Raw genomic sequence first — 20,710 nt, 5'->3', positions numbered from 1 at the left:
TATGGGGTAACAAACACACTTTCAGGGCATGAACCCTAAGGACCCGGGAACACCCTTGGCTACCGATTTTGCTGCCATACTCAAGGAATACAACGGACTGCTCAGCCGCGTTGCCAGTGGCTATGAGGCCAATGAAGCATTGCGACAGGAATTGCTGCAAGAGATCGCGCTGGCCGTGTGGCAAGGGTTGCAGCGTTTTGAGCATAAAAGCAGTCTGAAAACCTACATCCTTAAGATTGCTCACAACCGGGCGGTAACGCACGTGGCGACCAATGCGCGTATTCCACGGGCTGAGTCTTTTGACGACCACGAAGCGTCTAATCCGTGTTTCACCCTCAATCCTGAGGACAATGCTGCGCAAGACAAACAGTTGCAGGCGTTACTTAATATCGTGCGCGAACTACCGCTGCCGGGACGTCAGGTGCTTACGCTGTCGCTGGAAGGACTGTCTTACGATGAAATAGCCGACGTGTGTGGTTTAACTACCAGCCACGTGGGTGTACTGCTGAAGCGAACCAAAGCCGCTGTTGTAGAGAGGTTAAACGATGACAAATAATACTGATGATCTGGCCGCGCTTTGGCAAACTCAGGAAGTGCAGCCAATCGATGTGGAAAAAATTCAACGTGAATTGCACATGCAGCGCTGGAAGCAGCGTTTTTACATGCTGGTAGATGTGCTTGGGCCGGTACCGCTGGCGCTCATTCTTTACTATCAGTCAGACAAATTACCGCTGTCTGCATTAATCGTTACCTGGGCCACGCTAATTATCACCGTACCTTTCGTCATTTATTTTCTCTGGCTGCGTCGCCACGCTGCCTTCACCACGGCCGTCGATACCCAATCGCACGTAAATGTGCTTTATCGTCAGGTGGCGAACAATGTGAAAATTGCGTTTTACACCAAACATTCCTGCTGGGTGTCGTGCGTGATGCTGTTGCTGTTCTTCGGCGGAGAAATTTTTAAAACCTTGTCTGCCAGTGAGGAAGGATTATCTTTAGTCAGGATTGCGGTTTGGCTGGGGCTAGGACTGGTGATCAGCTTTGGTTGTTTTATCTGGGCCCGCGGACGGGAACGAAAGTTCAGAGCGAGAATGGAAGAGCTGGCCGGGATAAGAAGCCAGCTCGACTAACGGTTCAAGCTGCCCAGTTCTGTTTTTGCATTACTGAAGCCATGTCGCCCACGTGACGGATGGCGTTGAGACACTTGTCCTGATCGGTGATCGGAAACGAGAAAATCATCTCATCTACACCGGTGGCCTCAATAAATTGACTGATCTGACGTTCCGCCTGTGCTGGTGTACCGACAATGGCAAAGCGCAGGGTATTGTTAATGGCGGCGACTTCATATTCTGAAAGTACCGCATCAATATTGTCGACGGGGGCTGGCATTGGGTCGTTTGCCTGACGGCGCAGATTAGCGAACTGCTGCTGAACCGAAGTAAACAAACGCGCTGCTTCTGCTTCATCATCGGCCACCACACTCATTACACCGGCTGATACATACGGTTTGTCTAACTGTGCCGAAGGACGGAAACTGTCACGGTACACACTGATAGCATCCAGCAGCATGTCTGGCGCAAAGTGTGAGGCGAAGGAATACGGTAGACCAAGCTGTCCGGCGAGCTTCGCAGAATACAGACTGGAGCCCAGTAGCCACAGTGGTACCTTTGTGCCTGCACCGGGAATCGCGAGAACGCGGTTATCGCCTTTGTCGTCAGACAGGTATTCTTGCAGCGCCATCACATCAGCGGGGTAATCCTCAACGCTGGCATTCATGTTGCGGCGAAGTGCTCTGGCAGTGGCCATGTCTGTACCTGGTGCGCGACCCAGACCCAAATCGACCCGGCCCGGAAACAGGGTAGCCAACGTGCCAAACTGTTCGGCAATCACTAGCGGCGAGTGATTGGGTAGCATAATGCCACCCGACCCAATGCGAATCTTGCTGGTGGCCTGGCCCACTGCTGCTAGCAATACCGCTGTTGCTGCACTGGCAACTCCGCGCATACCGTGATGTTCTGCTAACCAAACACGTTGATAGCCTTGCTTTTCCGCTTCTGCGGCTATGGCTTTGCTCTTTTCGAACGCGTTAGCCGCGCTCTGACCCTCACCAATATGCGCCAAATCAAGTATAGAAAATGGAATACTCATGGTTTCTCCTCGCTGGTTGTCTGATTGCTCTGACTGCGGGATGGCGTAGATTCCCCCAGGAAGAATTCATAATAAAAATCGACGGCGAATACCGACTGCTCCTCAATGGTGGTTTGCACGCCTTCAACAAATAAGCGTGGAAGCAAACGATATCGCAGGGCTAAATCAGGCGGTTCCTGGCGACGGCGTAAAGTGCCAGTGGTGTTATTATCACTGCTTAAACCCACGTCCAGGTTGTACTGCACGGTAAGCCGTTCGTTTATCTGACCGTTAATAGACAGCTTGGTAGAGCCACCGTTAGGATTAGATGTGGTGCCAACCGTGAATTCATCAATACCTAAAGCACTGCCCACTTTGTTTTGCAGATTTTCTGTATTAGATAATCCGAAGCCCAGCAGCAAGCTGCCGTAATCACTGCTCGACGATGACGATGAACCCAATCCTTGACCAGTAAGCAGGTAAGACAGGGTGTTACTCTGATTCATACTGGGCTCAGAGTACAAGGCAATGTTCGGACTGTCTGCCGCGCCGTCGATGCGGACACCTGCCACCACGCCGTCTGCGGTTTTATTCGGGTCGCGTACGGCTTCTACCAACAGCGATGGTTGGTCAATTGGACCATTGAATTGCACTTCACCGGTACGGATAACCAGATCCTGACCATAGGCCTGATATCGCCCGTTGAGAATTTGTAGGCTACCAAATGCCACCATGGATGGCTGAGTATCCACTTCGATATTACCGTGTAGATTGGCCGTTAAACCAAAGGCTTCCAGCTTCACCTCGCCGAGTTTTTCCTCATCGATATTCACCGTGATATTGGCATTAACCATGTCGAGAGGATCTTCCGTTGGGGGTTCACCACGTAAATGCACATCCTTTGACGGCGACACAGCGCTTGGCGGTAATTCTTCGATTTCGATACGAGCCCAGGGAATATCGACAGAGCCAGAAACGTTGACTTCTCCGGGCTTCACGCTAGCAGAAATATCTGGCGATACGTCTATGCTGATATCAGGCTGATTCACGCGGAAGCGATCGCCTTTTAGCTTGATATTGGTTTCAAAACCATCGCTCCAGGCCAGGTCGCCACTTAACGTGCCTGGCCCGTTACCGAGTAAAAATTTACCGTCAAAGTCTGCGCTCTGACCATTGAACGTGATTGACTGTTCCCAGTCACCAATACTGACCGGCATATCTTCAATGTCGACATTACCGTTGCCTAGTTTCAGTTGGCCGGTGACTGAAGGCGCCGTCGCTGAGCCTTCTAATTGCAAATCGCCATTCAGGTTACCAGCGAGTTGTCGTATGGCTGGCGACATCGGCTTGAATGGCGCAATCCTGATGTTATCGATATTCACCTTGCCGGTTAGCGGCATGTCATCCTTGGTGGGCTGCATTTCAAGGTCGGCGGTAATGTTGCCTAACTGCTCGCTCATTAATTTAAGCGTGGATGTAAGTGTATCGTTTTTGTAGTTACCCTGCGCTTGCAATGTGTCTACGTTCAGTTTCAACTGTTGTTCCGGGCCCATGGTCCAGGTAGACGGGGTAACGGACACATCAAAATTTGCTGTCATCGGGGCGTTAACACCAAACTCGCCCGTCGTCTTTAAAGACAACTGCGCGTCGGATGTGGCAGTGAATGTATCAGGCAACAATTCGTGCGCCCACAGTCCCACCGGAACTGAGTTCGCATTTACAATCCATTTGGTGCGCTCATCTTTGTAAAGCACATCTTCAATACAAAGCTCGCCTTCATTGCGAGATTCCCAGCAGTTCCGGTGTACTTTCATACTGAACGGCTCTGGTCGCACCGCCACCCGGAATGGCTGATTAAGCTGCCAACGCGTGGTGAGCAGCCCGATTTGACTATCACTGATATCTGCGGTGTAACGATCGTCTTTCCATGCGCCTTTCATGGCAAGTTGCAGTTTGTGTTCAGGGAGTGAAAGGTCTACACCAAAGCTGTGATCGGAGAAAGTACCTTTGGCATTCACCGTACCGTTCACTTTGCCCTGTTCAGCGGCGATAGGACTCAATGTTGCCGAAGCCATCACATCAGTAAGGGTGATGTCGGCGTCGATAATCGGGTCGGTCCATTCGCCCTTCGCCTTAATTTTGCCGTTAACCTTACCAAATACCTGCGGATACAGTTCATCTATGGCGGCAACATTTAAATCGATATCTGCGTTTAAATAACGCTCTTTGAAGATTTGAACCATCGCGCGCACGGTGCTTTCCGCCTGGCTTACATTCAGGTTGGCCACGAGAATATCGTTGCCTTGCGAATAGATAAGACCACCGTTTACCTCTACCGGTACGCCATCACGCATGCCTTTTACCGACAGGTTTCTGATATTAGCTTCTACCCCTTTGTCGGTAAGTCGCATCAGACTATCCAAGCTGCCGTTAATCTGGGTGGGCGCAAAAGGTGATAGTTGGGTAGCTGAAATATCACTGACCGTGGTATTACCCGACCAGCTCACAGACTCATTCAGATACAAAGTGCCCGTATTCACTACCTGCCCTTCGAGGATCTTCACGTTCAGCGCATTAACCGTAATGTCGTTCTGGTTCAGGACCACATCGGCAGTGACCGGTATTGCGCCTATTTCGGCAATATCTGCACCTGAATCAGCGGCAAAGCGGTATGCCCCCATTTCGCCTTGTAGCAGCATGTCGCCTTGCCACAGCTTGCTGTTTTCAACCTGAGGAATGGCCTGTTCCGGCCAGTTGATTTTGAGATCCAGCGGTAGTGTATCGTCGAGAATATTTGCGTGACCGGCTATCTGGGCCGAATACGTGCCGTCCACCGCCACATCCAGATTCAAATCGCGCAGTGAACCATCGGTGGAGAGTGTTACCGTTTCTTCTATACCTTCCAGTGTGATGCCGGCAGTGGCATCAAGGTTCAGCGGATAGTCTTTTGCCAGCGTAACCGAGGCCGACGCGTCGACATTGGCCTTGGCATGTTCCACGTGGAGCTTATCTAATGTGACATCGCTCTTTTCGAGGGTGAGTGAATTAAAGGCTACAACGGGGATCTCTTGTAGTGTCGCACCGCCCTGTTTGACTGAAATGTCTTTCAGCTCGAAAGATTCCACCGTTACGGGAATGGGAATAATAACCTCAGGCAACGCGGGTGCGGTGTAGCTAAGCGCATAACTGGCGGGCTTGTCTGTGGGCTCTGACTCTTGTGGTGCTTCTGGCAATGTTACCACCAGACCTTCCGCTTTTAGCGGCGATAGGCTAACGGTTTTCCAAGCCGTCCCTTGGGTGGACAGCGACTTAAGCGCAACCTGTTGGGCTAGCAAGTCAATGGATATATCGGTAAGTGTGAGTGCATTCAGCTTTACAGAAACAGGAAGTTCAAATTCGGTAAGCGGTTCGCTGTCGGGCTCTTCTTCTACGTCACTAACAGCGAGCTGTTTGAGAGTAAAACCGTCTACAGTAAGGAAGTCCACACACACTTTGGTGGTGATTAAACAGCCGAGTACAAGGTTCGTTTCCGCTTTCTCAACCGAGACCGACCATTGCTCATTTTCCCAGCTCACGCCCCTGACGCTAATATCGCTGAGTATTGTGCCGTCGATGTCGTCAATGTGCAGCCCGTCTACTGCGGCGTTAGCAACGTAGCGGATAACCGGCGCACCTAACGGACTGACGATGTACGCGATCAGCACGCCAATGAGCAAAAATGGCGCAACGACCCAGAGGCTAATCGTACGTTTTCTCATAGCTCTGGCCCCAGGATGAAGTGCAGACGCCAGGTATTTTCATAGTCCGACATGCCTCGTGCAACATAAACCCGCACTGGGCCTATGGGAGACTTCCAGTGAAAGCCCGTGCCCACACCGTAGGCTAAGCCGGGACTACAATCTCCAATCTCGTCATCTGAAGATGAGCCCGTAGAATCATCACAATTATTGCTGACTGAAAACGTGTTTGCAGCGGTACCTGCATCAAAGAAAACAGCGGCCCGCCAGTTAGGAACAACTTCATAAGCATATTCAATACTGCCTGTTGCCAGGTATTTACCGCCAATCGAAACGTTATTAATTTCTCCGGTTTCAGGGTCGAGCACATCATCCTTTGGCGAAATATCACGGAAGGCAAAGCCTCGCACGCTCTGGTCACCACCGGCAAAGAAACGCAATGAGGCCGGTACTTTCGAAAAGTTGTTGGTTTCAATCGCGCCGCCTTCTGCCCGAAGCATAAGCCAATGCCGGTTATAAGTACGCACAATACCCGCTTCTACCACGGCTTTTTGGAAGTCGATGTCAGAGCCATAGCCGTCACGCCCAATTTGATAAAAAGCAGAAAAATACGTGCCTTTTGTGATGTTAAGCGAGTCATCTCGGTTTAGATATCGCACGCCATAGCCTGGCATAACTAATTGGGTGGTTTGCGCTGGGTCTGCACCTTGGGTGTAATTTTCCCGAAGATAAGTTAACGACGCATCGAATTGCCAGGGAGAGCCACTTTCCTGCCAATAACGATGTCCGGCCACCGTGAGGGTTTCTGCTTCGGTGTTGGTATTGCTGTAATCAATAAACTGATAGCCGCCTTCAATGCTGATGTAGTCATTGGTGATATCGCCTTGTGGAATGCGATAATCCATGGTGAATGACTGTTCAGGCTGCGATAAAAATACTTCTGAACTCACTGAATGTCCGCGGGAGTTGACCCAAGGGCGTTCCCACTTCAAACGCAGCCTTGCGCCGGTATCAGTGGCAGCGCCAAGACCCACATTAAAAGCGTCCCGGGGTTTGTGAACCAGTGTAATTTCAACCGGTACTTCTTTGCCCTGCGCTTCGGTAACCACCGGGCGTGCAATAACCCGAGAAAAATAGCTAGACTGATTTAGCCTACGATTAAATTCTGTCAGCTTGGCAGAGGTGTAGTATTCCCCTTTCTCGAAGGGTTGTAGGCGCTTAATGATTGCCATGGCTTTGTCGTCACCAACAATTTTGATGTCGCCAAATTGATAGCGCTGACCGCTATCTGCAATCATCAAAATATTGGCTTCGCGATCTTCTCGCACTAAGTCAAGGCGGGTCGCGCGCCAATTGAAATCAAAATAACCCCGGGACAACGCATAATTAAACGTGGATGATTTGAAGTTTTCATAAACCGGTTGATTCAGCACGTCGCCCTTTTTCAACGCGAAACTGTTAAAGCGCTTGCTGAAGTCTTCATCGGTGCGGGCATCGCCGAATACTTCGGCAAAAACATTTGCGACTTTTAGTGGCGTATTCAATGTGATATGCAGAATCACGTCGTCGTCTTTCAACTCAACCACAGCCTCACTGTTGTAGTAACCAAAAGGCTCTACTGCGGTGGATACCGTTTTACTTATCTGATCTTGCCAGAACGGATCGCCAAGCACCTCAGGACTCACATCAAGGCTGTTAAGGTGCAGACGAATGTTGTCTTCCAGTTTGCTGTCTTCAACGCCTTCAATTTCAACATCGAGGGCTGACGCCTGGAACGCAGTAAAAAACAAAAGGCACGGCAAAACCAGGCGACACCTGAGCGACGCACTGAAAGGACGAATCATAAAGCTGAATGATTCCCTGAAAAGTAATGAGTGGTGGAGCATCTTAGAGTTACCGTAAAACAATTAGTTCACGGTACGACAGACACCGGAAAAACGTGCTGATGGAGAATACCTCAATAAAATACCATGCAATGATAATGGTATTCGTTAAATCGATGCAAAACGATCATCCTGCACCTGCTATAAACGACCAGTTTTCATCGTTCAAAAACAACAAAGCCTCTAGAGCAAAGATGTTATTCCACTTACTAACCGCATAAGATGTGCTGCATTGCCAAATAAAGCCGGTCAAATGGCGATTAATCATATTACATTAAGCTATAATACGCCGCCTATATATTGACTATTTACAAAGCAGATACCAAATTCATGAAAGCACCCCGCACTCCTGTTCCACCAACGCTTGGCTTGTTCGAATTCGTCGCGTTGATGGCACTGATGACATCGCTGGTGGCATTGAGTATTGATGCCATGTTGCCTGCGCTCATACAGATAGGTGAGGCGCTGCATGCAAAAGACCCTCACGAGGCTCACCTGATAGTCTCGATTTTCTTTGGCGGCATGGCGTTCGGGCAGCTTTTCTTTGGGCCCTATTCAGATACCCGCGGGCGAAGAGAAACCATTCTGCTAGGCATCACTATTTTTGTGATCGGTACCGTGGTTTGTATGATGGCCAACGATATGACCAGCATGCTTATCGGCAGGTTGATACAGGCTTTCGGAGTGTCTGGCCCCCGCGTTGCAGCCATGGCGGTTATTCGTGATTTATATGTGGGTGACGCCATGGCCAGAGTGATGTCCTTCATCATGATGGTCTTTATTCTGGTGCCAATGCTGGCGCCTATGGTGGGACAGGCGGTACTGACATTCTTCCATTGGCAGCATATTTTCACCCTGTTTTTGATTGTTTCAATTATTACCGGCGCGTGGTTCATGTATCGGCAACCTGAAACCTTACCCGCCGATCGCCGCCGGAAATTCACCTGGCTGAGATTCTTTGTATCGACAAAGTTCATTCTCACTAACGTGAATGTGATGGGTTATACCGTTGCTATGGGTTTCATATTTGGTGCATTCCTGGGCTACCTCAGTGCTTCGCAGACTATTTTCCAGGAATACTACGGCTTAGGCACCCTGTTCCCCTTTGTATTTGCGTTACTGGCATTTTCCATCGGACTCGCTTCGTTCTTTAACGGCACCATGGTTGTACGCTACGGCATGCGCAAACTGGTAAATATCGCGCTATATGGCGCGGTAGGTTTTGCCGCCGTGATGGTGGTCACGCTGTTCCTGTTTGGTGGACTACCGCCCATTAGGGTTCTAATACCCGTCATGTTTGTGGGCTTTTTCTTTGTGGGTATCCTGTTCGGTAACCTGAACGCATTGGCCATGCAGCCATTAGGTGAAATGGCGGGCCTGGGCGCCGCCATCATCGGTTCGCTTTCAAGCTTGTTTGCAGTGCCTATCGCGTTGTTCATCGACAGTTTCCTCGATGGAAATCTATACCCCATTGGATTTGGATTCCTGGCGTTCTTCTCACTGGCGTTTGTTAGTGTGCGGTTTGCAGATAAAGACGCTCACTAACCGTGAAGTTGTATTAGTTTTCGTTGATATTGTTCCGGGTCATTAATGTTCAGCTTATCGTCGAAGTGAACAAAGTCGGGCGTGCCGAAGTGGCCGCCCCAGCGCAAGCCTTGTCTGCAAACTGCACAAATAAACTGTGTGATGTTGTCCGGAATTTGGGTGCTGCCTTTAAAAGCCCGTGATCCGTAGCAGATGGTTTTATACATAAAGTTGACGTCGACGGCGTGACCCACATGGTGATTTGACACGCTTGCCGGTTTCACAATGGCATTGCCGACGGGCGAAAGCGGTGAACGCAGACTGCTGGTCACAAGTAGCTTTAGCTCGTGATTTTTGGCTTCCTCTTCCATAATCAGCAGTGACTTCTCAAAGTCTTTGTGAATGCGAATCGGTTGTTCGCTGGTGATGCAGTCATTCCGGGACCGATATTGAATGATGCCGTTATCAAAAAGGAAAGGAACAACTTTTTCTGGTGTAATTCGCGGTTTATAAGGCTCCAGATAGTCTTTCAATACGTAGCCCACCTTCCCCAATGGAGTGATAACTTTCACCCAGGTTTGCTCATCAACAGCCGTGAGTTTGGTGTCATCAGGGAGTATTTCCAGCGTGTCTCCGTCAAACGGTGAGTTTCGCAAACGTAAACCATTGTCAGAGCGGGTTCTGAAGTACTTTTTCATGCTCATCACCCAACTGCGTTGTTTTCGTCGTCATCCATGCTGACGTACTCTGGCTGTTCACGCTCAATGTCAAAGAAGTCGGCCGAGCGGATAATCGTTGCTGCTCCGGCTTTTTCTCTCACGGTAAGTTCCTGGCCGGCTATATTGGTCAGCACAAATTTATCCCCTGTTTTATGAAGACCGACTGGTTTGATTAGTATTATGGTATCGTTCACATAGGCACGACCGGATTTTAAATCAATGAAGGCCGCTGCTTTTGCTTCCGGAGTGACGGAACGATAAGGCACTGTTTTGGGCTTGGCGCCACCCAGACGGTCACTGATGCTTCTGACCATCATCAAGATCCATTCGGACGAAAACCCTGCCGCAAAGGCGATAGATATGCCCGTGAACTGACTTTCAAAGTCATCGTTAAGATAGCCGTATGCAATCACAGCAAGTATGGGCGCTGAGGCTACCTGGATAATCTGAAACAATACCAGTTCGGGAAGCTCACAATAGCCAATTGGCGCATAGGAATCGCCACGGAATACTTTTTCGCTGGTATCTTGCTCAGTGCGTTTCAGGCGGGCCTGGAATTCCGGCAGCTTTCTCGCCATGGCAATCATTGCACCGATCAATGCACAGAAAATAAAGTAGGCCGGTACAATAATGCCACCAATAATCAAATTGCCGGTTACATGATTATCAATCACGTAATGGGCATCGAGCGCCTTTTTCTGTTCAATTCGGCCTTCAACCAAGGCCTGGAGCGCAATTAGCTTCGCAATATTTTTAAAATCTGATTCGTCACCGGGGTTAGCACTTAATGCGTAAGTGCGGATTGTATTGTTGTCGTCGGCAACCTTGCCTGCTTTTTTGATTCGAGAGTCAAGGCGTTTAAGCAGTTCTACGGATGCACAGGGGTTGGGGTTATCTTTACTGAGCAGACTATCGATATCTGCGCTGCAGTTTTTCTGGTCGTGATAGAAGTCATTTGCACCGGGTATCGCATTAATGGCTGTTTCAGAATAGGCGGGTGTAATCGCTTTCCCTGCTTTAGCAATCTCTGGTGCATCGACAACGGAGCAATTATTCGTGAGGCTGCATTGGGTTGTTATGCCACCTATCACAAGCATTCTTTGCGGCTCTGTCTGTCCACAGTATTTCAGGTTTGCAGGAATGGTGACTCGCAGTACAGCCTTTAGCTCTGCTGCGTTTTCAGTTTCTTTTGTTTCAGATTGCTTTGGTTCGGCTGGTGCTTGATATTCACAGCCGTAGACGAGTATAGGCAGGAAGGTAGGAATTGTGTTTTCGTTCTTTGTTTTATCATAATCGATAAACATTAGCGCAAACGCAAGGCAGGCAATAGCAATCAGAAACATATAGCCTATTACCAGCACACCTCTGGCGATCCGTCTTTCGCGGTTTGGGTCGTCGTCACTGACTATCAGTTCTGCAGTGAATAAGCTAATAGCGCAGGCTATTGATATGGAAACACCCAAAATAAGGAGGAACTGGGAATAGGAATCGCCGACGCCAAAGAATGTTGTGATTATCCAGAATAGAGCGCCGGTCAATATAAGTACCAAAACAACCGGGCCAGCCCATTTGCGAAACCCTTTATCTGCCGAACTGAAGGAGCTATTCATCAGTATCACTCCCTGCCAGCGAGAGTGCTGTTGCATAAGCGCTCATCCGCGCTTTTGCAGACTGGCGGAGCTTTTCAACTTTTCTCACGTCGGCATCATCCGGCAGTGCATTGATTTCAGCCAGTAGCTGGGCGAGTTCTGATTTGAGGTTGCGTATCACCGTTTTCTGATAATCGATGTCCAGTGCCAGAGCTTCATTCTTTCCGGCCTCGAAGGGTTGCTCGTCATCTGCTTTGTCTTTACCGAAGTCGACTTTGCCAAGGCCAGATAACCCGCCAACTACATTCAGTGCCGCTTCAGTTACAGCGGAGCTTATAGCAATTTGATTTTGTGCAAGTACCGTAGGATTGTTCTTCGCCTGTGCCGTGCGGAAACGGGTTGGCGTGTCCCGAATAACTACCACAGATGTGTTTCCATCGCCTTTGAAGTGCTGTTTATTGATTGTATTCCACTGATTAGCGAACATCGGGTTGACGATGGTTCGCCACACCGGATCACCCGCGTTCTGCAGGCGGTCAATGAGGTCGTTAAGGTTGCTTTTGCTTTTTACCAGGCCTTCTAGTGCAGCTTGCGAGGATGCAGATTCGGGTAAATCGTTGCGCAGTGCTTCCAGTTCGTTGGCCAGATTCAGACTGGCTCCTTGAAAGCTGGTGTCATCGAAACTTCGGGAAATGGTTCGCTGGCCAGTAGCGGGCTGGACTCCAGCTTCTTCATTAAGCGCCACCAGCTTTTTTTGCAATTGACGTGCAAAGTTTTTCCACAGTGGTGCCGACCCGGGACGCACTTCGATGTATTTATTTATCAGAAACTCGATATTGCCCCAGTTGAAGTAAATAGCGGGATGGCTGAGTTGTTTGTAGGCAGCAATAACTTTTGAAACAGTGTTCAGGGTGTCCACTTCAAGATCGACGAAGGATTGTTTACATGTTGAGTTATATTTATCTGTACATAAGGTGACCTCAGTATCAGATTGTTTTACATAAAGTTCTCTAAACTTGGCTGAGGTAGTAATTTTGTCGAACAGATAATTATGTTTTGCCAGTACTTTAACTTCTTTAGTTTTACGAGTTCTGCGAGGTTTTGAGGTGGTTTTCGATACTGTTTCTATTTCAGTGTCTAGATATTCAATAAAAGTTTCCGGGTTATCACATACTTTATTCGTCAGTTCTTCTTTTGTGCTATTAATCAAGAGTTCGCATTGCTTTCTTGCAACAGTAGAATAGGCAATTTTATATACTCTCAGATAGGAAAGTAGCTTGTTGGTGGCTTCCTTGCGGGCCTTATTAAATCGCTCGTATCGATTTTCTAAACAAGTTTGATAAGACTTTAATGGTGTGGCTGAATGAAGCTCTTCTTTAGAGAGTTCAATATCCACTTTTACTTTGACGTCTAGGGCATTATTCAATTCTACATCGGGTGGATTTACCTTATCGTGACGAGAAGCTTCAACCTTTTCTTCATCCGTAAGTTTGGGGCAGCTTACCGTCGCCCGGTATGGGGTCTTTCCGTCTGAAAATTGGCCGCTATCCAGTATAACTTTAAGCGCATCGTCATATAACGCTGATGTACCTGTAGCAAGCTTGATCCTGGTCGCCAACGTCTCATCCGCATTTTCCTGCAGCTTTGCCAGATCCTGAAGCATGGCCTCTACCTTGCGGTCAGATAGCGGCAAGTCCACGGCTGGGTTCTTTTCGAAAATGTCTACGGTCACGTCCAGTGTCGCCGTCGCGCAGCCTGTTAGCGTCATCACGCCTGCCAGGGTAAATAGAAATGGAAGCCGATGTTTCATAGTGAAGACTCCGTGAGTATTACCAGAGACTCAACCTCAGTTCTCAGCTCATCGAGCTGCTGCGCTGCCAGTTTCTTTTCATCGTCGCTTTCTGTTTTTTCTTCAAGGAGCCCTGCGGTGCTTGTCAGCCGAGCACTCAACAGTGAAGCAAAGCGTTCAATATTTTGTTTCTCTTTTGCCAGACGAACGTTTTCTGCATCTTCCTGACCTTTCGCCAGTTGCGATAGTTTCAGGATAGCCCGACTGGTTTCGTTATTTTGAGCTGTCGTTTTTATGCCATTCAACACTTCGTCAGGGTTGGAAGAAAAAGCGATGACAAACTTCTCTCCAGAGTGCATTAATGTGAGGTTAGAAACGGGGTCATACTCAATCTCTTTTGCACCGTCAGGAAGGGGGGTGCCATCACCTGGTACCGCGCGAACCCGTTTTAAAACAAGAAGGTGTTTGGCGATTTCTTCATCTGTGCTGGCAGGATTTTGCGCTGCCTTCATATAAGCGTCATAAGCTGCAACATAGGCATCATCAAAAGCGTTTTTGATCTTTTCATTAGCAAGCTCGGACTTAACGCTTTCAATGTTTCCCGCGCCGTATAGCCTGTCAACTGCTGCGCTGGGAAACCAGCCAGACTCGTAGGCTGCAACCCCTAACACGCTTTTGCCTTTTACGGTGACGCGAAAGTAGTTGGTGTTTTCGCCGCTGGCGACGGCTACGTAGAATACTTCTTCGACATCCATGCTTGCCGTTTGGGAGTTGGCGCACCCTGTAGAAAGTAGAGTGAAATAAGTAATGCAAAGAAAAGAAGCAAGGCTTCTCATCTTCCTTGTGAGAATGGTCATTGCGAAATCCGTTTCGAGCAAAATTGCTTATAAGTTGAACAATATATTAAGAGGAGAGCAAAAAGTAAACGTCTTGAGTGTAAAAAATGTACAGCTTGCTTAGGTGGGGATCGAAAAAATACCCGCTTTTTAATCGAAGTCGGAAGGAAAGTCGTCGTGCAATAGGCTAGATAGTAGTTTGAGTACGAGTGCGTTACAGTACCACCCATTGTCTTTAATACACTTTGTATAACAGAGGGAGTTGGCATGCGTTACCTGCTTATCTCGTTGGTAGTGCTGCTTATAGCTTGCCAACCCAAAGAATCACGATCGGACGAGGAGTCTATGAAATCATCATCAACCGATACTGTCGAATATGGTGGCTGGTCGTCGCCAGTAACCGCTGAATCCATTGTGCAGGGCAGTCGCGGACTTTCCTCGCTGGCTGTGGATAACGGTTATGTTTACTGGGTAGAGTCCCGACCGCTTGAAGGTGGTCGCAGCACCATAATGCGTAAGAAAGAGGGTCAAGGTGATACGGCGGCTGAAGAGTTGCTGGCAGCGCCCTGGAATGTGCGTACTCGTGTGCATGAATATGGCGGACGATCCATTCTGGTCAGCAACGGTGTTGTCTGGTTTACCCATTTTAACGATCAGCGCATTTACCGCATGGTCATTGGTGAAGCGCCGGAGGCGATTACGCCGGAAGATAAGATCCGCTTTGGTGCCTGCGAGCTGGACGCTCCCCGTGATCGCCTGATTTGTATTCGTGAAGATCACCGCTCAGTGGGCGAACCGCAGAATACGCTGGTGGCACTGCCTGCAAACGGCATGTCGGAAGGTGAAGTATTGTTTGAAGGTTCAAGCTTTGTATCTGCGCCGAGCTTGTCATTGGATGGGAAGTCCATCGCGTTCATTGCGTGGAATCATCCGAATATGCCGTGGGACAATACCACATTGTGGTCGGCAAACTTCGATACTGACGGCAAACTGGAAGGGCTAACAGAGCACAACCCGGATACTGGTGAATCGGCTATCGACCCTCAGTGGGATGTTGAAGGTAACCTGTATGTATTAAGCGACCGCAATAACTGGTGGTCACTGTATCAGGTATCCGGCACCGAGTTTACCCTGCTGTCGCCGCAACCGGAAAACTCAGAGATAGGCGGTCCGGCCTGGCAGGTGGGCAAACATTACTACCGTATTCGTCAGGATGGTTCTATTCTCGCGCAAGTGGTTCAAGGTGCTATTGGCCAGCTTTATTTGCTCGACAGAAAATCCGATGCAATGCATGTGTTGACGCCGGAAAGTGCCGCCATTGAAGATTTTGTTGAATCGGACTTTGCACTCTATGTGATTCAGGACCCGCAAACTCGCCCCGGTGAGCTCATTGCACTGTCTGATTTATCGGCTGATTCTCCAAAAGTGAATGCTGTTGCGACATCCAGCGATTCTGCGCTGGATCCATCCTGGGTGCCAACCATTCAGGAAGTGAGCTTTCCGGTGGGTGATAGCGCGAAAGCATACGGCACCTACTTCCCGCCAACGAACCCGGATGTGACTGCGCCTGAAGGTAGCGCGCCGCCACTGATTGTTATGATCCACGGTGGCCCTACGTCGAAAGCATCGCCCACCTATTCGGTGAGTAAGTATTTCTGGACTAGCCGCGGCTTCGGTATTCTCGATCTGAATTATCGTGGCAGTACAGGCTATGGCCGTGAATATCGTCATGCACTTTACGGTGAATGGGGCGTGACCGATGTAGAAGATGCGGTTGCCGGTGCACAGTGGCTGGCAGATCAGGGGTTGGCAGATGCCGATAAACTCATTATCCGCGGCGGGAGTGCCGGCGGCTATACCACCCTAGCAGCACTGGCTTTCAGTAATGTGTTTAAAGCCGGTGCGAGCCACTACGGCGTTAGCGATCTCGAAGCGCTGGCCGGCGATACTCACAAGTTTGAATCCCGCTATCTGGATCAGGTGATTGGCCCGTACCCGGAACGCAAGGATTTATATATCGAACGCTCTCCTATTCATCATCTCGATGGGTTCAATGTACCATTGCTGCTGTTACAAGGACTAGATGATAAGGTAGTGCCACCCAATCAGTCTGAAATGATCTTTGAAGCACTGAAAGACAAAGGCATTCCTACCGCTTATGTGGCCTTTGAAGGTGAGGGGCACGGCTTTAGGAAGTCTGAGAATATTGTAACGGCACTGAATGCTGAGCTGTATTTCTACTCAAAGGTGCTGGGCTTTAAATTAGCAGAGCCATTACCTGAAATTGATATCATGGGGCTTGAAAAGTAATCCGCGAAGCGGCTCTGAACACCAATGCAAACGCCAGCATCTTGCTGGCGTTTTTGTTTGTTGCTATCGAATTCCAGGCATAAAAAAGCCCGACCAAAATGGTCGGGCAAGAGGGCTTGGTTAAGCACCTAACGACAGAAATCGTTACACACCAATGATGGCTTTCATGTCCGTCATGTAGCCGCGTAATTCTTTACCGATAGCTTCTACACCGGTATTACGGATGGCATCGTTCACTTCAACCAGACGGCGGTTATCAACCTGGTTAGAGGTTTCGTTTAACCCTTTACCGATAACGCTGGTATCAATTGACGGCATTAACTTCTCGCGCAGTAATGGAATGGCTGCATTAGCGAACAGGTAGTTACCGTACTCAGCAGTATCGGAGATTACCACGTTCATTTCATACAGACGCTTACGAGCGATAGTGTTAGAAATCAATGGTGTTTCATGCAGTGATTCATAGTAAGCAGACTCAGGCAGGATACCCGCTTCAACCATTACGTCGAAGGCTACTTCTACACCGCACTTGATCATGGCAACTAACAAGATGCCGTGGTCAAAAAATTCTTGCTCAGTGATTTTACCATCGTACTGAGGTGCGTTCTCAAAACCAGATTCACCGGTCTCTTCACGCCATTTCAGCAGATTCGCATCACCGTTCGCCCAGTCTTCCATCATAGTGCGAGAAAATTCTCCGCTGATGATGTCATCCTGATGCTTTTCAAACAGTGGACGTAACATGTCAGTCAGTTGCTCAGACAGGTCAAATGCCTTGATCTTCGCAGGGTTAGACAGTCTGTCCATCATGTTAGTCACACCACCGATCTTCAGTGCTTCGGTGATGGTTTCCAGACCGAACTGGATTAACGCAGCTGCGTAACCCGCGTCCATGCCATCTGCTGTCATTTTTTCATATGCCAGGATAGCAGCGGCTTGTTGCATACCACACAGAATGGTTTGCTCGCCCATCAGGTCTGATTTAACTTCTGCAACGAAAGACGATTCCAGAACACCTGCACGGTCACCACCAGTGGCGCTTGCCAGTGCTTTCGCGATATCCCAACCTTCACCTTTTGGATCGTTTTCAGGGTGAACCGCAATCAGTGTAGGTACACCGAAACCACGCTTATATTCTTCACGTACTTCAGTACCAGGACACTTAGGTGCACACATCACAACAGTGATGTCTTTACGGATTTGCTGACCTTCTTCAACGATGTTGAAACCGTGAGAATAGCCCAGCGCAGAACCTTCTTTCATCAGCGGCATAACCGCCTCAACTACGCTTGCGTGTTGCTTGTCAGGTGTGAGGTTGTATACCAGATCTGCTTCAGGGATCAGTTCCTGATAGGTGCCAACTTTAAATCCGTTGCTTGATGCACGCTGGAACGAGTCGCGTTTTTCATCAATTGCTGCCTGACGCAGTGCGTAAGCAACATCTAACCCTGAATCGCGCATGTTAAGGCCTTGGTTCAGACCTTGTGCGCCACAGCCCACGATAACCACTTTTTTGCCTTTCAGGAATTCACAACCATCGGTGAACTCACTGCGAGCCATGAAACGACAGCGACCTAATTGGTCCAATTGCTGACGCAGAGACAGAGTATTAAAATAATTAGCCATAATAAATTCCGAACATCATAATCTAGTCATTATCAACGGCTCAAAGCCAGTCGATGACCTCGTCGATGACGACTTGCTGAGAAGATTACTTGAACACTTTTGTTTTGGAAAATGATATATTCGCAAAACAGTGTTTCATATTTTGCAATATTATGGATTTTCGTTCTCTACAGCTGTTTAATCATCTTGCTACCAGCCTGCATTTCGGTGTTACGGCTGAAGCCATGTATGTATCTCCTTCTACGCTAAGCCGCGCCATTCAAAGGCTGGAAGAAGAATGCGGAGCTGTGTTACTAAAGCGCAATAACCGCAGCGTGGAACTTACCCATGCCGGGCATAAGATGCTGGCATTCAGCACCGACATGCTAAAAGAATGGCAATCTTTATTGCACGAACTGCGGGATGACAGCGAAACCCTGCAAGGTGAACTTAGCTTATTCTGCTCAGTGACTGCCGCACAAAGTCACCTTCCAGCGTTACTCAAACAGTTCCGTAATCGCTATCCTGGCGTAGATATCCGCCTTATTACTGGCGATCCTGCGTTGGCGAATGAAAAAGTGAAACAGAAAGAATGTGATGTAGCGATAGCCATTCATACCCCTGACTTCCCTACCGACATGGCATTTTCAGCACTGGATGATGTGCCGCTAGTATTGATTGCACCGCGGGACTGGCGTTTAACGGAGCTGTCGCAGGTAGACTGGCGCCGTCATCAGGTGATCATGCCTGAACATGGCCCCACCCGGCGCATTGCTTATCACTGGTTTGCTGAACACGGCATCCGACCCAATGTGTATGCGTCGGTAGGCGGAAACGAGGCCATTGTGAGCATGGTGGCGTTAGAATGCGGTGTGGGCTTCGTGCCCGAAGTGGTGCTGGAGCACTCTTCAATGGCAGGAAGCGTGAGTAAAATACACGTGGCCGATATTGAAGCCTATGAGCTCGGCATTGCCTGTATGAATGCCCGGCGCAGCGACCCGCTGATTGATGCCTTATTTAGTTTAGGCTGAACTAAGCTGTTTAATCACATTGTCCAGCGCCCGGTAGCCAAGGGCTTCGGCCAGATGCTGACGGCCCACAGCCGTTTCCTGTTCAAGGTCAGCAATGGTGCGGGCTACGCGCAACGCCCGGTGAAAAGCGCGCATGGAAAGCTGAAGTTTTTTGGCTGCCTGCTGAATAAAATTGAGATTTTCATCACTGAGTAAGCAGTGTTCTGCAAGGCTGTTTACTGGCAAGGCGCCGTTTAGCACACCTTGTCTGCTTATCTGTAACTCTCTGGCTTGTATCACTTTTTGGCGTGGCGACTGCAATGTTACCGGTTCATTGTTTTCCAGGGTCAGAGTAAGTTGATAATCGGGCAAGCGTGGCACTTCCACTTGAATATCAATACGGTCTAATAGTGGGCCAGATACTCGACTTAAATAGCGCAGTACCTGATCTGGTGGTGTTCTGCCATCCTGTACATCCCCTGTGGGACTGGGGTTCATCGCCGCAATGAGTTGGAAGCGAGCGGGAAATACAGCGTGCCCGGATGCGCGGGAAATGTGCACCTCTCCGGTTTCCAGAGGTTCGCGCAGTATATCCAATGCCCGACGGCCAAATTCCGGCAATTCATCAAGAAATAGAACACCATGATGGGCCAGAGAAATTTCTCCCGGCGTAGGTGTCGAGCCGCCGCCTGTCAGGGCTACAGCTGAACTGGTATGATGGGGAGAACGAAAGGGCCGGGTGCCGGTATTTTTTGTCCCGGAGCCAGTGTGACTAATGGAATAGAGCGTGGCGACTTCAAGTGCTTGCTCGGCTGTGAGTGGCGGTAACAATTGCAGAAAACGGCTGGCTAGCAAGCTTTTACCCGTACCTTGCGGACCTGTAAAAAGAAGATTATGCGCGCCTGCTGCGGCTATCATAAGCGCTCGCTTTGCTTGATGCTGTCCATGAATGCCATCCCATACAGGGTTTTGATGCTCACTTTCTAACTGCAAAGGTTGATGAGGATCTTCACTTAATCGTTCCAGGTCGGCCAGATGAAGAAACACAGATAATAGTGATTCTGCAGCATAGCGCCGGGCCCCTTCCACCAAAGCCGCTTCGTTTCTATTCGCAGAGGGATGGAACAGTCTGTGATTATGATCGCGACAGGCTAATACTGCTGGAATGATCCCTGATACGGCCATTAGCTCTCCGGTGAGCGCCAGTTCGCCAACAAATTCATAATCATCAGCAATACTTTCGGGCAGCTGCCCGGCAGCGATAAGAATACCGATAGCAATGGCTAAATCGTAGCGACCGCCCTGTTTAGGAATGCTGGCGGGAGAGAGGTTCACGGTAATACGACGGGCGGGAAATTCAAAGCCACTGTTGATCATGGCGCTGCGTACCCTGTCCCTGGCTTCCTTTACTGAAGTTTCTGCCATACCGACGAGCTGAAAAGCCGGTAGTCCATTGGCCAGATGTACTTCCACTCGAACCAGGGGCGCGTTGATGCCGCTACCCGCCCGGGTTTTTACCACTGCCATGCCCATACACAATCTCCGTTACACATCTGGGCTAAGTGTATCGGTGCTCAGGCA

The 20,710-nt window shown here is 49.2% G+C and carries 14 protein-coding genes; 5 read left to right on the top strand and 9 right to left on the bottom strand.

Annotated elements, in window-relative coordinates:
* Positions 1–55: 55 nt before the first annotated feature.
* Positions 56–556, top strand: coding sequence for an RNA polymerase sigma factor (locus tag ACXAGX_RS03975; RefSeq protein ID WP_474836697.1), 501 nt, complete (start codon positions 56–58; stop codon positions 554–556).
* A complete protein-coding gene (locus ACXAGX_RS03970) occupies positions 546–1,130 on the top strand; it encodes a hypothetical protein (protein WP_474818586.1) in 585 nt (194 codons plus the stop codon). The genes ACXAGX_RS03975 and ACXAGX_RS03970 overlap by 11 nt, the downstream gene beginning before the upstream one ends.
* A 4-nt stretch (positions 1,131–1,134) precedes the next feature.
* Here ACXAGX_RS03970 and ACXAGX_RS03965 read toward each other — a convergent pair whose 3' ends face one another.
* The 3 genes from ACXAGX_RS03965 to ACXAGX_RS03955 are packed head-to-tail and all read right to left on the bottom strand — an operon-like array spanning position 1,135 to position 7,708.
* Entirely contained in the window at positions 1,135–2,148 is a 1,014-nt protein-coding gene (locus tag ACXAGX_RS03965; RefSeq protein ID WP_474818588.1) for an LLM class flavin-dependent oxidoreductase, read from the bottom strand.
* Positions 2,145–5,885, bottom strand: coding sequence for a translocation/assembly module TamB domain-containing protein (locus ACXAGX_RS03960; protein WP_474836695.1), 3,741 nt, complete (start codon positions 5,883–5,885; stop codon positions 2,145–2,147). Before ACXAGX_RS03960 ends, ACXAGX_RS03965 begins: the two co-directional genes overlap by 4 nt.
* Positions 5,882–7,708 (bottom strand): autotransporter assembly complex protein TamA, encoded by a 1,827-nt coding sequence (locus tag ACXAGX_RS03955; RefSeq protein WP_474818593.1) that lies wholly within the window; start codon positions 7,706–7,708, stop codon positions 5,882–5,884. Before ACXAGX_RS03955 ends, ACXAGX_RS03960 begins: the two co-directional genes overlap by 4 nt.
* Positions 7,709–8,077: 369 nt before the next feature.
* Here ACXAGX_RS03955 and ACXAGX_RS03950 point away from each other — a divergent pair, with 369 nt between their 5' ends.
* On the top strand, positions 8,078–9,292 hold the full coding sequence (locus tag ACXAGX_RS03950; RefSeq protein ID WP_474836693.1) for a multidrug effflux MFS transporter: 1,215 nt from the start codon (positions 8,078–8,080) through the stop codon (positions 9,290–9,292).
* Here ACXAGX_RS03950 and ACXAGX_RS03945 read toward each other — a convergent pair.
* From ACXAGX_RS03945 to ACXAGX_RS03930, 4 genes are read right to left on the bottom strand one after another with little or no spacing between them, the layout of a single operon-like run.
* Positions 9,289–9,969 carry a M15 family metallopeptidase gene (locus ACXAGX_RS03945; RefSeq protein WP_474836691.1) on the bottom strand — a complete coding sequence of 227 codons (681 nt, stop codon included), beginning with the start codon at positions 9,967–9,969 and terminating at the stop codon, positions 9,289–9,291. The genes ACXAGX_RS03950 and ACXAGX_RS03945 overlap by 4 nt on opposite strands.
* A 5-nt stretch (positions 9,970–9,974) precedes the next feature.
* Complete coding sequence (locus tag ACXAGX_RS03940; RefSeq protein WP_474818603.1) at positions 9,975–11,600, bottom strand: hypothetical protein; 1,626 nt, start codon at positions 11,598–11,600, stop codon at positions 9,975–9,977.
* Positions 11,593–13,389: a hypothetical protein gene (locus tag ACXAGX_RS03935; RefSeq protein WP_474836689.1), complete on the bottom strand. Its 1,797-nt coding sequence runs from the start codon at positions 13,387–13,389 to the stop codon at positions 11,593–11,595. The genes ACXAGX_RS03940 and ACXAGX_RS03935 overlap by 8 nt, the downstream gene beginning before the upstream one ends.
* Positions 13,386–14,225, bottom strand: coding sequence for a hypothetical protein (locus ACXAGX_RS03930; protein WP_474818605.1), 840 nt, complete (start codon positions 14,223–14,225; stop codon positions 13,386–13,388). Before ACXAGX_RS03930 ends, ACXAGX_RS03935 begins: the two co-directional genes overlap by 4 nt.
* A gap of 324 nt (positions 14,226–14,549) precedes the next feature.
* Between ACXAGX_RS03930 and ACXAGX_RS03925 the strand changes: the two genes are divergently transcribed.
* Complete coding sequence (locus ACXAGX_RS03925) at positions 14,550–16,514, top strand: alpha/beta hydrolase family protein (RefSeq protein WP_474836687.1); 1,965 nt, start codon at positions 14,550–14,552, stop codon at positions 16,512–16,514.
* 144 nt (positions 16,515–16,658) lie between these two features.
* Here ACXAGX_RS03925 and ilvC read toward each other — a convergent pair whose 3' ends face one another.
* Positions 16,659–18,140: a ketol-acid reductoisomerase gene (gene ilvC / locus ACXAGX_RS03920; protein WP_474818610.1), complete on the bottom strand. Its 1,482-nt coding sequence runs from the start codon at positions 18,138–18,140 to the stop codon at positions 16,659–16,661.
* Positions 18,141–18,292: 152 nt separating this feature from the next.
* Here ilvC and ilvY point away from each other — a divergent pair, with 152 nt between their 5' ends.
* Positions 18,293–19,150: an HTH-type transcriptional activator IlvY gene (gene ilvY, locus ACXAGX_RS03915; RefSeq protein ID WP_474836685.1), complete on the top strand. Its 858-nt coding sequence runs from the start codon at positions 18,293–18,295 to the stop codon at positions 19,148–19,150.
* Here the strand turns inward: ilvY and ACXAGX_RS03910 are convergent.
* A complete protein-coding gene (locus tag ACXAGX_RS03910) occupies positions 19,142–20,662 on the bottom strand; it encodes a YifB family Mg chelatase-like AAA ATPase (protein ID WP_474818615.1) in 1,521 nt (506 codons plus the stop codon). The two genes, ilvY and ACXAGX_RS03910, sit on opposite strands and share 9 nt — an antisense overlap.
* Positions 20,663–20,710: the final 48 nt, after the last annotated feature.

It is taken from the genome of Alteromonas sp. ABV4_515 (assembly GCF_056160345.1).
This window is presented reverse-complemented; position numbering and strand designations above follow the sequence as displayed.

Coding starts and splice junctions, on each gene's coding strand:
- ACXAGX_RS03970 (WP_474818586.1), top strand. CDS start 546: ATGACAAATAATACTGATGATCTGGCCGCGCTTTGGCAAACTCAGGAA.
- ACXAGX_RS03965 (WP_474818588.1), bottom strand. CDS start 2,148: ATGAGTATTCCATTTTCTATACTTGATTTGGCGCATATTGGTGAGGGT.
- ACXAGX_RS03960 (WP_474836695.1), bottom strand. CDS start 5,885: ATGAGAAAACGTACGATTAGCCTCTGGGTCGTTGCGCCATTTTTGCTC.
- ACXAGX_RS03955 (WP_474818593.1), bottom strand. CDS start 7,708: ATGATTCGTCCTTTCAGTGCGTCGCTCAGGTGTCGCCTGGTTTTGCCG.
- ACXAGX_RS03950 (WP_474836693.1), top strand. CDS start 8,078: ATGAAAGCACCCCGCACTCCTGTTCCACCAACGCTTGGCTTGTTCGAA.
- ACXAGX_RS03945 (WP_474836691.1), bottom strand. CDS start 9,969: ATGAAAAAGTACTTCAGAACCCGCTCTGACAATGGTTTACGTTTGCGA.
- ACXAGX_RS03940 (WP_474818603.1), bottom strand. CDS start 11,600: ATGAATAGCTCCTTCAGTTCGGCAGATAAAGGGTTTCGCAAATGGGCT.
- ACXAGX_RS03935 (WP_474836689.1), bottom strand. CDS start 13,389: ATGAAACATCGGCTTCCATTTCTATTTACCCTGGCAGGCGTGATGACG.
- ACXAGX_RS03930 (WP_474818605.1), bottom strand. CDS start 14,225: ATGACCATTCTCACAAGGAAGATGAGAAGCCTTGCTTCTTTTCTTTGC.
- ACXAGX_RS03925 (WP_474836687.1), top strand. CDS start 14,550: ATGAAATCATCATCAACCGATACTGTCGAATATGGTGGCTGGTCGTCG.
- ilvC (WP_474818610.1), bottom strand. CDS start 18,140: ATGGCTAATTATTTTAATACTCTGTCTCTGCGTCAGCAATTGGACCAA.
- ilvY (WP_474836685.1), top strand. CDS start 18,293: ATGGATTTTCGTTCTCTACAGCTGTTTAATCATCTTGCTACCAGCCTG.
- ACXAGX_RS03910 (WP_474818615.1), bottom strand. CDS start 20,662: ATGGGCATGGCAGTGGTAAAAACCCGGGCGGGTAGCGGCATCAACGCG.